This is a genomic window from Salinicola lusitanus (genome assembly GCF_038648475.1).
In the GTDB taxonomy this organism is placed as follows: domain Bacteria; phylum Pseudomonadota; class Gammaproteobacteria; order Pseudomonadales; family Halomonadaceae; genus Salinicola; species Salinicola lusitanus.
Genome location: NZ_CP151919.1, coordinates 1,290,554 through 1,305,250, shown reverse-complemented (window position 1 = coordinate 1,305,250; position 14,697 = coordinate 1,290,554). Strand labels below are relative to the sequence as shown.

The following is a 14,697-nucleotide window of genomic DNA, read 5'->3' as shown; positions in this document are numbered from 1 at the left end:
TCGCGACTCGCCGGCTCCCATTTCGGTTTACGCTCACTATCGCGCCAAGGCGGCCTGAAGCCGGTCGTGACGTTTTACGCTTGCCTTTCGCTCGTAGCTCGTAGCTCGTAGCTCGTAGCTCGGATCAGTGAAAATCCCGGCTGCGCGTACTCAACCCCTCCAGCAGACCGGTGAGGTCGGTCAGATGCCGGGCGATGAGATGACGGACACCCTCCTGGCTCTCCAGCTTGCCGGCCACCCGCAGCAGGCGGGATTCGAGCAGGATACGGCGATAGCGCTCGGCGAGCCGCGGCCAGACCACGACATTGACCATGCCGAACTCATCCTCGAGGGTGAGGAAGGTGACGCCCTTGGCCGAGCCCGGGCGCTGGCGCCCGACCACCAGCCCGGCGATCGCCACGTCGATATCGCCGGGCAGCGTGGCCAGGCGGCGTGAATCCACCACGCCACCGAGGCCACGAGTGCCACCCGAGCGGCAGCGCTGGCGCAGTAGCGCCAGCGGGTGCGGCCCCAGGGTGGTACCGAGCGTGGCGTAATCCGCCTTGATGGCCTCGCCGATCTCGATGGCCGGCAGCGCGAGGGGTTCCTCTTCGCTATCGACTTCGGAAAACAGCGGCAGCGACGCCTCGATCCCGGCCGCGGCCCAGCGCGCCCGATGGCGATCACCCGCCAGCCCTTCCAGCGCGCCGGCATCGGCGAGCCGTGACAAGACCGCCCGCTTGACCCCGGACCTCGCCGCCAGGCGCTCGACGCTGTCGCAGCCGGACGTGTCGCGCGCCGCCAGCAGGCGTTGGCCGTCGCTCTCGGCCAAGCCCTTGATCATGTGAAGCCCGAGCCGGATCGCCAGCGCGCCGGTGGTCGCGGGGGTGCTCTCGTCCGCCGGCTCCAGCGTGCTCTCCCACTGGCTCTGGCGGATGTCGACCGGACGCACCTCGACGCCGTGGCGACGGGCGTCCTGCAGCACCTGATCGGGCGAGTAGAAGCCCATCGGCCAGCTGTTGATCAGGGCGCAGGCGAAGATCGCCTGCTCGTGACACTTGAACCAGCAGCTGGCATAGGTGAGCAGGGCGAAGCTGGCGGCGTGGGATTCGGGAAAGCCGTAGCTGCCGAAGCCCTTGATCTGCTCGAAGATGCGCTCGGCGAACTCTCTGGCGTAGCCCCGTTCCAGCATGCCGTCGACGATCCGTTGGCGATGGGGTTCGAGCCCGCCGTGGCGCTTCCAGGCGGCCATCGAACGGCGCAGCTGGTCGGCCTCGCCAGGACTGTAGCCCGCGGCCTCCACCGCCAGCGCCATCACCTGCTCCTGGAACAGCGGTACGCCCAGGGTACGCGCGAAGACCTGCTCGAACGCCTGCGAGGGGTAGGTGATCGGCTCCTCGCCGCTGCGCCGCTTGAGGTAGGGGTGCACCATGTCGCCCTGGATCGGCCCGGGGCGCACGATCGCCACCTCGATCACCAGATCGTAGAACTTGGCCGGCCTGAGCCGGGGCAGCATCGCCATCTGCGCGCGGGATTCGATCTGGAACACGCCCAGGGTGTCGGCGCGCTGGATCATGGCGTAGGTCTCGTTGCACTCCTTGGGAATCGTCGCCAGCTCGTAGTCGAGTCCGCGATGTCGGCGCAGCAGATCCAGGCTTCGCCGCAGCACCGTCAGCATGCCCAGCGAGAGCACGTCGACCTTGAGCAGGCCGACCAGGTCGAGATCGTCCTTGTCCCACTGAATCACGGTGCGTTCCGGCATGGCGGCGTTTTCCACCGGCACCAGCGTCTGCAGCGGCGCATCCGAGATCACGAATCCCCCCGGATGCTGGGAGAGATGGCGTGGAAAACCGATGAGCGTGCCGGCCAGCACCAGCAGCCGCTGCAGTGCTGGCTCGTCGGGCTCGAACCCCTGCTCGCGCAGTCGTGCCGGATCGGGAATGTGATCGGTCCAGCGCCCGGCACAGCGGGCGAGTCGATCGATCCGCTCCGGCGCGAAACCCAGTGCCCGCCCGATATCCCGAATCGCCCCGGCGGCATGGTAATGGCTGACCACGGCGGTCAGCGCCGCCCGATGCCGCCCGTAGCGGCGAAAGACGTACTGGATCACCTCCTCCCGCCGTTCATGTTCGAAATCGACATCGATATCCGGTGGCTCGTCGCGCTCGCGGGAGATGAAACGCTCGAACAGCAGCGCCGTGCGCGACGGATCGATCTCGGTAATCCCCAGTGCGAAACAGACCGCCGAGTTGGCCGCCGAGCCGCGCCCCTGGCATAGGATGTGCTGGCGTCGCGCGAAGTCGACGATGTCGTGCACGGTCAGGAAGTAGTGCTCGTAGCCGAGCTCTTCGATCAGCGCGAGTTCGTGGTCGATCTGCCCTGCCGTCTTCTCGGGCACCCCATCCGGCCATCGCCGCCGGCACCCTTCAGCGGTCAGTTCGCGCAGCCATTCGGCCGGGGTCTTGCCGTCCGGCACCACCTCGTGGGGGTAGGTGTACTCGAGCTCGCCGAGATCGAAGCGGCAGCGCGACGCCAGTGTGACGCTTGCGGCCATCAGCGCGGCGGGGTAGATCGCGGACAGCGCGTCACGCGTGCGCAGATGGCGCTCGCCGTTGGGGAACAGGGTATCGCCGGCCTCGAATACGCTCTGGTGGTGGCGAATGGCGGTGAGACAATCCTGCAGCGCCCGCCGGCCACGGGCGTGCATGTGAACGTCTCCCGTCGCCACTGCCGGAATGCCCAGCGACTCGGCCAGGGCCTGCAACTGGGCCAGGCGCGCCGCGTTGTCGCAGCCCTGCTCGAAGCCGTAGTGCAGCTCCACCGCCAGCCACAGCCGATCGGGAAAGAGGCTGGCCAATCGCTTCCCGACATCAGGATCCGGTACCGCGCCGGGAATCCACAGCGCGAACAGGCCGTCACCGCCATCGAGTCCCTCGAGATCCGATGCAAGCAGCCGGTACTCGCCCTTAGGAGCACGGCCACGAACGCGGGTAATCAATCCGCAGAGCGCTTCGTAACCCCGCCGATTCTCCACCAGCAGCACCAGCTTGATACCGCACTCGGTACGAAACTCGGCCCCGACGATCAGGTCGATGCCGTACTCACGCGCCGCCTGCCAGCCGCGCACGATGCCGGCCAGCGTGGCTTCGTCGGTGATCGCCAGGGCCTGATAGCCGTGCCGCGCCGCCCGCTCGAACAGTTCATCCGCAGTGGAAGCCCCGCGCTGGAAGCTGAAGGCGGAAAGGCAGTGCAGCTCGGCGTAGGCGTTGGCCTCGTGTCCCGGGGCCTCATAGGCGCCCGCAGTCGCGCCGATGCTACAGGCGCCCGCACCCGCGCCTATCGGCTCCCGGGCTTCCGAATCCGCGTCGATCCTACAGGCGCCCGAATCTGCGCCTACCGACTCACGGGTGTCCGAAGCGGCAGCGTCGGGCCGCGATAAGGCGACAGCGTCGGGCCGCAGTGGAAAGAGCTCGTTCATCCGAACCATCCGTGCAGATACCAGCCCTGCCGTCCCGGCTCGCACCAGACCCAGGCGTGGCGACCATCCACCCACTGGGCCAGATAGTAGTCGCGTCGAATGTCGCCACCGTCCCACCAGCCGCTTTCTATTCGCTCCGGCCCCGCCAGCAGTTGCACCACGTCGCCATCGCAGCGCTGCGGCGCAGGCACTAGCCAGCCGGGACGAGGCGGGCCGGCGCTGGCGTCACGCGCCCGTGGCCCGAGTCCGTTCAGCACCGCCTTCTCCGGCCGATACTCGCGATGTTCGACCAGCGGCCGGAGTGCCGACTCCCCCAATCGCGCCACCAGCCGCTGGTGCAGCGCCGCCCAGGCCTGGGCCTGGCGCGCCGGCCCCTCCAGCAACTCGCGTCTTGTCGGGGCATAGTCGGAGAGCCGAGGTGCGAAGAGCGTCAAGGCCATCACCGGGCCGACGAGGCGCACACGCTCCAGATGCGCTCGGGTCAGCTCGAGCAGGGTCTCGGGGTCACGCTGTACCGACAACAGACCGATCTCGACGGTCTGCGGCGGGCCGTCCTCCAGTTCGAACGTGACCTGGAATCGCTCGACCCCGGCGTCCTGGCCGATCAGAAACAGGCTCAGTTCCTGCAGCAGACGCTTGAGCGGAAAGGCCAGGCCGGCAATGGCATGCACTGGCCGATCGAACGCGAAGGTGCGAGAAAACCGCGGCGTCGGGCGGTGGTAATCCAGCGCCAGCGGCCACTCTCCCCGCAGTTCGCCCAGATGGCGCATCAGGCGGCCCCCGAAACGTCGGGCCAGGGCGCTGCGCGGCAGGGCGAACAGCTCGCCCAGACGCTGGAAGCCACTGCGGGTCAGGGTCTGCACGATGTCACGATCGGCATCGAGACTCGCCAGCCCGGCCCGATCGAGACGCAGGCTTGCCAATGCCGCTTCCAGCCCGCTCTCGTCCACTGCCAGGCCATCATGGACATTGACCAGCACCCGCGCCGCCGCCGGATTGGGGGCGATCACCAGTCGGTGCGAAAAGCCGAGCTCGCCGAGTTCCGCGCGCAGACGCGCCTCCAGCCGTGGCCAGGGGCCGAGCAGATCGAGACTGCTGGCGATTTCGAACACCAGCGCATGGGGATAGTGAAGGCTGACCTGAGCGCTGAAGCCATAGGCCCAGGCGGCCAGACGTCGGCGCCAACGTTCGACGGATTCGGCATCGAACGGCGCGGTTTCCAGGCTGTCACAGAGCGCTTCGGCGAAGCCCAGCGCCTGTCCGGGCCTGACGCCTCGCTCGCGGGCCGCGCGATTGGCAGCACGGATGCATTGACGCGGTGGCGGCCCGTCGATCAGTGCGAACGGAGCGCCGGGATCGGGGCGGCGACGCAGCGCGCCCTCCAGCGCCAGACGCGGGAACAGCAGGCAGACCCAACGCATGCGGTCACGTCCCGCCGCCGAAGGCGATCCGACGCGAGGAGACCAAGCCGCCGCGACACTTGAGGACTTCCAGCTCGGCGTACCGGTGCAATCGCAACCGCAGTGGCGCCGGTGATGCCTCGGCCACCTTCACCAAAGGACGATGCACGAAGGCCAGCGTATTCCCGCTGGCCGCCGCCACCTGCAACCGGCGCATGAGACGGCTATCGGCCTGCGGCAGCCAGGCCATGACGGCCCCGCAGCAGCCGGCGCGCAGACACTGCTCCGCCGCCCATAACGCCTCGCGACCCTGCACTTCGAGCCAGTGGCACTGCCCGAGCGCCACACCCGCCTGCCGCCACGCTGCCGGGTAGGGCGCCCCCGGTGGCGAAATCAGCACGATCGGCCTGCCTTGCCGTGTCATCCGCGAGAGCACGGGCCACAGCAGGGCCAGCTCGCCGTTGCCGGCGCCGTTCGACAGCAGCTCGCTGACCGCGGCCGGTGGCCAGCCACCGCCCGGCAGGAGCGCATCGAGCTCGGCGTGTCCGCTGGCAATCGCCTCGCCTCGATCGCCGGCGGTATTGGCCTGGGCACGCCAGACCTGGCGGCTGTCGAGCAGGGTTTCCAGGCTGCTCATCGGCCGGCCTCCTTGGCGAGGGGTGGCAGCGGTAGCCATCGAAAACAGCAGGAAGCGAGTGACGACATGGCGGTGCTCGGGAGAGTTGAATCGTTGCCAACAGTGTCACTCAGAACACGAATACTGTCTATATATACAGTATTCGATACGTAAAAAAACGCCACCTCAAGCGACGTTTCCCGGGATGCGAGCGGCTCAGGAGACGCTGTTGGAAACCCTCAGCGACCCCAGGCTGCGCTTGATCGCCTTGAGCTGATCGCTGATCTGCGGGCCACGATTCTTGGCCACGCCCACGGCGAGCACGTCGATGGTCAACAGGTGGGCGATGCGCGAGGTCATGGGGATGTAGACCTCGGTGTCCTCCTGCACGTCGACCGGCAGTGTCAGGGTCACCTCGCGAGCCAGTGGCGAATCGCTGGGACACAGGCCGATCACGGTAGCGCCGGCCTTGACCGCCGTCTTCGCGCTGGCGATCAGCGCCCGGGTGCGGCCGGTCTGGGAGATCGCCACCACCACGTCGCCCGCCTTCATGGTGGCGGCGGACATGGCCTGCATGTGGGGATCGGCATAGGCCGACGTCTGGATCTGGAGACGGAAGAACTTGTGCTGGGCATCGGCGGCGACGATACCCGATGCGCCATAACCGTAGAACTCGACCCGGTTGGCGACTGCCAGCGCGGCGATTGCCTTGCCCAGCGCCTCATTGTCGAGACGATCGCGGACCTGTTCGAGGGTCTCGATGGTGCTGTCGAAGATGCCATGGGAGAACTCGGCCACGCTATCGCCGTCGTTCATGGTGAACTGGGCGTACTGACTTCCCTTGGCCATCATCTGCGCCAGTTTCAGCTTGAACTCCTGGAATCCGGCCATGCCCATGGCGCGACAGAAGCGCACTACCGTGGGCTCGCTGACCTGCGCCTCGCTGGCCAGGTCGGTGATCCGCATCAGGATCACCTCTTCCGGATTGCGCAGCACGAAGCGCGCCACCTTCTGCTCGGAACGGCGCAGACGATCCATGTGAACGCGCAATTCATCGAACAGCGAACGACTCATGGCTGGCCCTCGGATGGCGACATCAAGCGGTCTCGTGTCTCTGGATTTCGATCAGGAGTTCGCGGCCTAGTATGCCCGACTCGGGCTGGCGGGAATACGCCGACACGGCGCGTTGGAAGCATGAAAAAAGTGAACCGTCATTATCTTGTAAAGTTGAGTATAGTATGCATGTCGGGCGAAAACCGACGGTTCCGAGGATGCCAGGAGATTCGATCAATGAAGGACATCGAACATCTTCACACCCTGAAGAGCGAAATTTTCGATATTTTCATGACGTTGGAGGTCAACGAGCACGAGCAGCGCAAGCGCAAGGCAGCCGTGCGATACCTCAAGGCCCGGCGCGGCATCGAGCAGCGTCTGGAGAAGCGCCAGCTAGCGGAAGAGATCGCCGAGCTGCCCGAGTAGCGTCCAGTCGGTCGGAGACAGCTACCCAACGATCAGTGGCCGTCACCCCGAGGGCAACGGCCACTGCCTGCCGCGCCGGGATCCTCTCCGGCGCGGAAACTCCCGTCACGCCCCAAGACGTGACGGCGGTTCACTACAGACTGTTGAAGAACACCACGATCACGCCGATCGGTGCGACATAACGCGATACGTAGTGCCATACGACCCGACCTTTCGGCCCCAGTCCCAGCTCCCGCTTGACGTCTTCGCTATCCAGGAACCAGGCGGTGAAGACGATGGCAGCCAGTCCCGTCAGCGGCAGCATCAGCTTGCTGGTGAGGGCATCGAGCAGGTCGAAGACGTTGAAGCCGAACGGCTGGAAGCCGGACCAGAGGTTGAACGCCAGCAGCGCCGCGATCCCCAGCGTCCAGGTTGCCAGGGCGGCGACGAACGCCGAGCCCAGGCGGGACAGCGGCGTGCGCTCCTCCAGGAACTCCGTCACCGGCTCCAGCAGCGAGATCGCCGAGGTGATCGCGGCCACCGTGAGCAGGGCGAAGAAGATCGTGCCGAACGCCAGCCCCCAGGGCATGTCGATGAATGCCAGCGGCAGGGTCACGAACAGCAGCCCCGGGCCGGCGCTCGGGTCCAGACCATTGGCGAACACCACCGGGAAGATCGCCATGCCGGCGCCGAGCGCGATCACCGTATCCAGGATCACCACGGTACGCGCGGTCTTGATCAGATCGACCTCCTGCCCCAGGTAAGAGCCGTAGGCCATCATGATCCCCATCCCCAGCGACAGGGTGAAGAAGGCGTGACCCAGCGCCGCGAGAATGACGCCGCCGTTCAACTTGCTCCAGTCGGGCGAGAACATGAACTCGGCCGCCTGACCAAAGCCCGAGGTGGACATGCCAAAGCCGATCAGCACGACCAGCGCCACGATCAGCAGCGGCATCAGCCACTTGGCCGCACGCTCCAGGCCACCCTTGACCCCACCGGCGACGATGCCGAAGGTCAACAGCATGAATAGCGTGTGCCAGAACAGCAGCGTGCCCGGCTGGCCCAGCAGGGTGGTGAAGTAATCACCCACGCTGACACCGCTGGACTGACCGAGGTCGCCGGTCAGCGTGCTCCAGGTGTAGTTGAGCGACCAGCCGCCGACCACGCTGTAGAACGAGAGGATCAGAAACGAGCCGAGGACGCCGGCGATCCCCACCAGCACCCAGTCCGGCGATTTCTTCGCGTCGCGGCTGACCGTCTGCATGGTGTTGATCGGGTTGGACTGTCCGCGCCGGCCCAGCAGCCACTCGGAGACCAGGATCGGCAGCCCGATCAGCGCGATGCAGACCAGGTAGACGAGCACGAACACGGCGCCGCCGCTGTCGCCCACCATGTAGGGAAACTTCCAGATGTTGCCGAGCCCCACGGCCGAACCGGTCGCCGCCAGGACGAAGGCCGTGCGGGAGGACCACTGCGCATGGGTATGGGATTGTTTGGCCATGAATTCACCATCGAGTAATGCTGTTGTCGGAAACCCGCAGCGCCCCGTGACGGCGCCAGGCACCCGGACGGGCTTCTCTTGTCGGCGCGGATTATAACGGCTCGAACCCGTTTCTTCCCTTTTTCCTCCCTGTAACCGTCCAAAATCGGTGTAAAGCGTCCCGAAACCGCAACGATTTCGCAGAATGCACCATGCCAGCCGCCTGGCGGACGACTCATCCTCTCGCGCTATCGGGGCTATCGGGAAGCCGCGCTCGATGCGTGAAATGTCGCGTGTTCTTGTAGGGCATCTTCATGTAGCCGGAAACCCCCAGGCCGTCGATCTGCGGCACCGCCGCCAGCAGCGTCTCCAGACAGTCGCGGAACTCCTCCTCGCGGGCCGGATCGAGCAGGCGGTAGTAGCTGTGGATCTTCAGATGGGTCGCCAACGCCTCGAAGATGATCATGCCGGTGTGATGGATGGCATTGAGCCGCGACAGCGCCTCGATCATCACCGGCGGCAGGCGCAGGAACTCCTCGGGATCCGGACCATCCTCGAAGTAGGAGTGCTCGCGGCTGGCATCTTCCAGCTCCGGCGTGGGGCTGACCTCGTAGGGGATCGCGCAAGCGGCGTCGGGCACGAACGGCCGGGAGGCATCGTCACGGTCGACGTGCAGGGTGCGCCGGGCGTTGAACAGGCACGCCTTGAACACGCCGTCGCGGCGACGGATCGCCCGGGCGAGATTGACCATGTTGTTCACCGCCGCGACGAAGGCGGTCCGGAGCGACGGCTCGTTGAGGCTCAGCGTCGTGTCGAACTCGACGCCGGCGTCGCTCCAGCGCACCGCCAGTCCGCCCACCACCGGATACTTGCCCAGCCGCCCCACCGCCACCAGGAAAGCCTTCTCGAGATCGCCCATGCCCTGCATGAAGTGCTTGTAGTAGCGATCGAGCTGGATATCGTTGATGGCGCTCAGGGTATCGTCGCGCGCGTCATCCTGACGATGGTCATCACGCAGGAAAGCCTTGCGCGAGCTGTAGACCACCGTCTCGATCTCCTGCTCCAGCGAACGTACCCATACCGGGACCAGCGGGATCTCCGGTGACTCCGGTGGCTCACGGATGATCGTCCGGGCGATCCGCGGCATGTGCTGGAGAAAATAGTCGCCGGCCCGACGCCGCAGTCCGGGGTCCTCGCTCAGCATCGCATCCAGTACCCGGGCGAACTCGATCGGCAACCCCAGCGAGGTGGCCGGGATCGTCTCGCGGCCGAAGCGGCTGGACTGCGCGGTGGCAAGTGCATAGAGGGTCGCGGCGACGCCCTGTTCGTCGAAGCGCGGCGACGACAGCGCGCCCTCGAGCTGCTCCTCGCCGATATAGTAGACATCACCCATGCGGGCGTTGGTGTGCTGCAGATCGTCGGACATCAGCGCCATCACGTTGCGCGACAGGAACTGGCCCTCGGCATCGAGCTGGGCGAAGACCGACGAGCCCCAGTCGATCAACGCGATCTGCTCGGTTCCCGCGTCGAACATCAGGTTCGAGGGTTTGATATCCCCGTGTACCACCAGACGTCCCTCGGCGGATTCGCGCCGCAGCGTGCGCAGGATATCGGCGAGCTGCGCCGCGATGGCGATGATCAGCCGCGCCGGAAGGCGGCCGTGGCGCAGCGAGTACTCCTCCAGGTTGATGCCCGGGGCGCGCTGCATCACCAGCATCGCCTGATGGCGCAGGGCGCGATAGGCGATCAGGCGGGGAACGCGAGGATGGTCCACCTGTTCGAGCATGAACGCCTCCTCCTCCAGGCGCTCATGGAACGCCTGGGGCAGGTTCTGGCGCGTGAACTTGAACACGTGGCTGGCGCCGGCGCCATCGATACCCGCGAAGACGAACCCGTAGGCGCCCTTGCCGACCAGCTCCACCTCCCGGTAGCCGACCTGGGCGAGCTGGTGGCGGCAGCGCTCGATCCACTCGCGCAGTTGCCGTGCCTGGCTCTGGCTGAGCAGGTAGACCGACTGCTCCTCGGGGATATAGAACTGCTGAATTCCCGTCGGCTCGAGGCTCATGGGGTCGCCTCAGCGCAGCTCGGTGAGCATGCTCTCCGGCGCTTCCAGATAGCCCTTCCAGCGGTTGCAGAAGCGCGCCATGGTGCCGCCGTCGAGCACGCGGTGATCGCCGGACCAGGTCACGGTCATGATCGAACGCGCCACCACCCGCCCCTCGGCATCGAAACGCGGCAGCCGCTGCACCCGGCCGAGAGCGACGATCGCCACTTCCGGCGCGTTGATGATCGGCATGGCATAGGTGCCACCGAGCGCGCCGATGTTGGAGATGCTGATGGTGCCGCCCTTGAGATCCGCCGGTGCGACCCGCCCCTCCCGCGCGGCCCGCGTCAGGCGCTCGACCTCGGCCGCCACCTGGCGCAGGCTCAGCCCCTCCACATGCTTGACGTTGGGTACCAGCAGGCCGCTCTGGCTATCCACCGCCATGCCGATATGGCAGCCGTCCTGATAGTGGATCGCCTCGGCGTCGGCATCGAAGCGGCAGTTGAGCAGCGGAAACTCGCTCACCGCCAGCGCCAGCGCCTTCATCAGCAGCGGCATCAGTGTCAATCGCTCGCCGCGCGCCTCGAAATCGTTTTTCAGGCGCTCCCGCAGCGCCAGCAGCTCGGTGACATCGAACTCGTCGCCGTAGGCGAAGTGAGGAATGCTCGCCGCGGCCTCGCTCATCCGCCGCGCCATCACCGCACGAATCCCCTTGAGCGGCTCGACCCGATCCCCCACCACTGTCTCGCCAGCGGTCGGGGGTTGGCTCTGGGCCTTGTTCTGGCTCCGGGTCTGGGTCTGATTCTGGGCGTCGCGCTCGGCCGTGGGCTGCGCTGTGTCGGCGGCGCTGTCACGGCGCTGCTGGAACGCCAGCACATCCTCCTTGAGCACCCGGCCATCCTTGCCGCTACCGGGAATTTCCTCGAGACGCACGCCGAGCTCGCGCACTCGCCGGCGGACCGCCGGGCTGGCGGGAATTCGCCGCCGGCCGGTATCGTCCCGCATCGAGCGAGCGAATGACGATGCTCCGGCTCCGCTCTGGGCGGCATGAGTCGCGGCCGTCCCGGCCTCGGCGTGCGTTTCACGTGGAACAGCGCCGGTGGCCGCCGGGGTGTCACCGGACGGGGCGGCGTCATCGCCGGCTTGCGGAATGTACGCGAACAGCGGCGAGTGCACCTTGGCAACCTCGTCGAGCTGACAGTACCGGCGCACCAGCCGGCCCGCCTCCGGCGCGGTGATCTCCATCACTGCCTTGTCGGTGCTGACTTCGACGACCGGCTGGTCCTCGGCGATCTCGTCGCCCTCCTCGACGCGCCAGGCCACCACCTCGCACTCGACGATGCCTTCGCCCAGGTCGGGCAGGATGAAATCCTTCGATCTCGCCGGTTTCGCCTCCCCTTCGTCCGGCCCGGGCGGTTGTGGGTTCTCGTCCTCGGGAGTGGCGGCAGCCGGCTGGGGTGGCCGAGCATCGTGATGGGGCCGGGTGTCGGCGCCGGATCGGGCGCCATCGGCAACGCTTTCGATGGCGAACAGCGGCGCATGGACCCGTGCCGTCTCCCCTTCGCGGACATAGAGCCGCGTGACGCGGCCGGCCTCGGGGGCGGGAATCTCCACCAGCGCCTTGTCGGTGGTCACCTCGGCGACAGGCTGGTCCTCGGCGATGGTATCGCCCTCGCTGACCAGCCATTTCACCACTTCGCACTCGACGATACCCTCGCCGATGTCGGGCAGCAGGAAATCGCTCATCTCACCTCCTAGAAGTCCATCGTGCGGTGGATGGCATCGAGCACCTTCAACGGCCCCGGCATGTACTCTTTCTCGAGCGTCAGCGGGAACGGCGTGTCGAGTCCCGCCACGCGCTCGATCGGCGACTCCAGATAGAGGAAGCAGCGGCTCTGGATGGTGGCGGCGATCTCGGCGGCGAAGCCGCCGGTCAGCGGTGCCTCGTGGCTCACCACCAATCTCCCGGTCTTGAGCACCGACTCGACCACGGTATCGATATCCCACGGTACGATGGTGCGCAGGTCGATGATTTCACACGAGATACCCGCTTCCTCGGCCATCTCCGCCGCCTGCTCGACCACCTCCAGTTGGGCGCCCCAGGCCAGCAGGGTGATGTCGTTGCCCTCCTTGACCACCTCCGCCTGACGCAGCGGCAGCTCGTAGTCGTCGTCGGGCACCTCGCCCACCGATGCGCGATAGAGCCGCTTGGGCTCGAAGAAGATGACCGGGTCCGGCGAGCGGATCGAGGCCAACAGCAGCCCCTTGGCCTGGTGCGGATTGCGCGGTACGACCACGGTCAGCCCCGGGGTGTGGGCGAAGTAGGCCTCCGGCGACTGCGAATGGTAGTGACCACCGGCGATGCCGCCGCCGTAGGGCGCGCGCACCGTCAGCCCGCCGACATCGAACAGATTGCCGGAACGATAGCGAAACTTGGCGGTTTCGTTCACCAGTTGATCGAAAGCGGGGAAGATGTAGTCGGCGAACTGGATCTCGGCCACCGGCACCGAGCCCTGGGCGGCCAGGCCATTGGCGAAACCGACGATACCCTGCTCCACCAGCGGGGTATTGAAGCAGCGATCGCGGCCGTACTTCTCCTGCAGGTGGCTGGTGGCACGGAACACGCCGCCGAAGACACCGACGTCCTCGCCAAAGCAGAGCACGCGCTCATCGGCGGCCATGGCGGTATCCAGCGCATTGTTGACGGCCTGGAGCAGATTCATCCGGCTCATGCCTGGCCCTCCGTCTCGGTGTCGCCATCCAGCCAGGGCGCGCTTCGGGGATAGGCCTCGGGATGACGTCCGATATGGGCCTTCAACGTCGCGAGCTGTTCGCGCAGCAGTGCCGGTGTCTCGGCGTAGACATCGCTGACCAGCGTCTCCAGCGCCGGCGGACGACGCTTCTCCGCCTGTTTCATGGTTTCCAGCACCTCACGGCGCAACGACTCGGTCAGCTCGCGCTCCTCGTCCTCGTTCCACCAGCCCCGCTCGATCAGCCAGCGCTGCATTCGGCGCAGGGGATCCTTCTTGTGCCACGCCTCCTCTTCCTTCTTGCTGCGATAGCCGGAGGGGTCGTCGGAGGAGGAGTGCGCCGCCAGGCGATAGGTCATCGCCTCGATCAGCACCGGTTCGTTCTCCTCCACCGCCAGCCGTCGGGCTTCGCGGGTCGCCTCGTAGACCGCCAGCACGTCATTGCCGTCGACCCGGATCGACTGCATGCGATAGCCGAAGGCGCGCGCGGCGACACCGTCGCCGGCGAACTGCTCGGTGACCGGGGTGGAGATGGCGTAGCCGTTGTTGCGGCACAGGAAGATCACCGGCACCTTGTGCACCGATGCCATGTTGAGCGCAGCGTGGAAATCCCCCTCCGAGGCCGCCCCCTCGCCGAATATCGTCAGCGTACAGTGGCCCTGGCCGGCCAGCTTCTGGCCATAGGCGTAGCCGGTGGCCTGGGGAATCTGGGTCGCCAGCGGCGAAGAGATCGTCAGGTAGTGAAGGTCTCGCGAGCCGTAATGGATCGGCATCTGGCGACCGTGGGCGGTGTCGCGCTCGTTGCCGAACAGTTGATCCATGAACTCGTCGGTGGTGAAGCCGCGGTAGGCCAGCGCCCCCTGCTCGCGGTACTGGGCCATGATCATGTCGGCGTCGGCCAGCGCCGCCGTGCTGCCGATCACTGCCGCTTCCTCGCCGGTGCACTGCATGTAGAAGCTGAGCCGACCCTGGCGCTGGGCCGCCATCATGCGCTCGTCGAGCACCCGGGTGTAGAGCATGGCACGGTAGATGCGCCGTGCGGTGGTCTCGTCGAGAGAGGTCGCCCCGGCCCCGGCATAGAGCGTGCCGTCGGGCTTGAGCAGGGTGAACACGGGGATCTGGATGTCGTCGCCGTTGGCAAAAACCGGCTTGTGGACGGGTTTCGCCGTGGATCGGGTCTTTTTCATCTGACATGTCCTGAGATCGATGACCAGGGGTCGAGCCGCCTCGTGAGCCGCCCTTTCCCATGAGCCGACAGGTCGGGAAACGACCGGTTTCGACAGCCGCCTCAACATGTGACCTTGACGTCAATGTCAACTTGTCGCCATCCGACCTTGGTCTTTCAGCACTAGGTCCTATTGTCCTGCTCGACAGAGCGTCGCTAGAACAGAGAGCCATGCCGCGCACGACCTACCCGGTCAGCCGCGTGCGCCCTCTCGCGATGAGGGGTTTCCCGACGAGAGGCTTTTCCAGAAGAGAGGCTTTTCCCAGA

General features: G+C 66.5%; 10 protein-coding genes. 1 reads left to right on the top strand and 9 read right to left on the bottom strand.

Going from position 1 to position 14,697, the window contains the following annotated elements:
* Positions 1–124: 124 nt before the first annotated feature.
* The 4 genes from AAGT95_RS05995 to hexR form a co-directional block, all read right to left on the bottom strand.
* Complete coding sequence (locus AAGT95_RS05995; protein WP_342595871.1) at positions 125–3,457, bottom strand: error-prone DNA polymerase; 3,333 nt, start codon at positions 3,455–3,457, stop codon at positions 125–127.
* Positions 3,454–4,878: a DNA polymerase Y family protein gene (locus AAGT95_RS05990; RefSeq protein ID WP_342595870.1), complete on the bottom strand. Its 1,425-nt coding sequence runs from the start codon at positions 4,876–4,878 to the stop codon at positions 3,454–3,456. Before AAGT95_RS05990 ends, AAGT95_RS05995 begins: the two co-directional genes overlap by 4 nt.
* A 4-nt stretch (positions 4,879–4,882) precedes the next feature.
* Positions 4,883–5,494 (bottom strand): translesion DNA synthesis-associated protein ImuA, encoded by a 612-nt coding sequence (gene imuA / locus AAGT95_RS05985; RefSeq protein WP_342595869.1) that lies wholly within the window; start codon positions 5,492–5,494, stop codon positions 4,883–4,885.
* Positions 5,495–5,689: 195 nt separating this feature from the next.
* A complete protein-coding gene (gene hexR, locus AAGT95_RS05980) occupies positions 5,690–6,547 on the bottom strand; it encodes a transcriptional regulator HexR (RefSeq protein WP_110601759.1) in 858 nt (285 codons plus the stop codon).
* Positions 6,548–6,763: 216 nt separating this feature from the next.
* On the opposite strand from hexR, the gene AAGT95_RS05975 reads away from it, so the two are divergent.
* Complete coding sequence (locus AAGT95_RS05975; protein WP_110601757.1) at positions 6,764–6,952, top strand: PA3496 family putative envelope integrity protein; 189 nt, start codon at positions 6,764–6,766, stop codon at positions 6,950–6,952.
* Positions 6,953–7,085: 133 nt separating this feature from the next.
* Here AAGT95_RS05975 and AAGT95_RS05970 read toward each other — a convergent pair whose 3' ends face one another.
* The 5 genes from AAGT95_RS05970 to AAGT95_RS05950 all read right to left on the bottom strand — a co-directional run bounded on the left by AAGT95_RS05970 (position 7,086) and on the right by AAGT95_RS05950 (position 14,392).
* On the bottom strand, positions 7,086–8,432 hold the full coding sequence (locus tag AAGT95_RS05970) for a sodium-dependent transporter (protein WP_110601756.1): 1,347 nt from the start codon (positions 8,430–8,432) through the stop codon (positions 7,086–7,088).
* A 214-nt stretch (positions 8,433–8,646) separates the two neighbouring features.
* Complete coding sequence (locus AAGT95_RS05965) at positions 8,647–10,476, bottom strand: protein kinase domain-containing protein (protein ID WP_342595868.1); 1,830 nt, start codon at positions 10,474–10,476, stop codon at positions 8,647–8,649.
* 9 nt (positions 10,477–10,485) lie between these two features.
* Complete coding sequence (locus AAGT95_RS05960; protein ID WP_342595867.1) at positions 10,486–12,201, bottom strand: dihydrolipoyllysine-residue acetyltransferase; 1,716 nt, start codon at positions 12,199–12,201, stop codon at positions 10,486–10,488.
* An 8-nt stretch (positions 12,202–12,209) separates the two neighbouring features.
* Positions 12,210–13,187, bottom strand: a complete 978-nt coding sequence (locus tag AAGT95_RS05955) for an alpha-ketoacid dehydrogenase subunit beta (protein ID WP_342595866.1) — start codon at positions 13,185–13,187, stop codon at positions 12,210–12,212.
* On the bottom strand, positions 13,184–14,392 hold the full coding sequence (locus tag AAGT95_RS05950) for a thiamine pyrophosphate-dependent dehydrogenase E1 component subunit alpha (RefSeq protein ID WP_110601749.1): 1,209 nt from the start codon (positions 14,390–14,392) through the stop codon (positions 13,184–13,186). Before AAGT95_RS05950 ends, AAGT95_RS05955 begins: the two co-directional genes overlap by 4 nt.
* Positions 14,393–14,697: the final 305 nt, after the last annotated feature.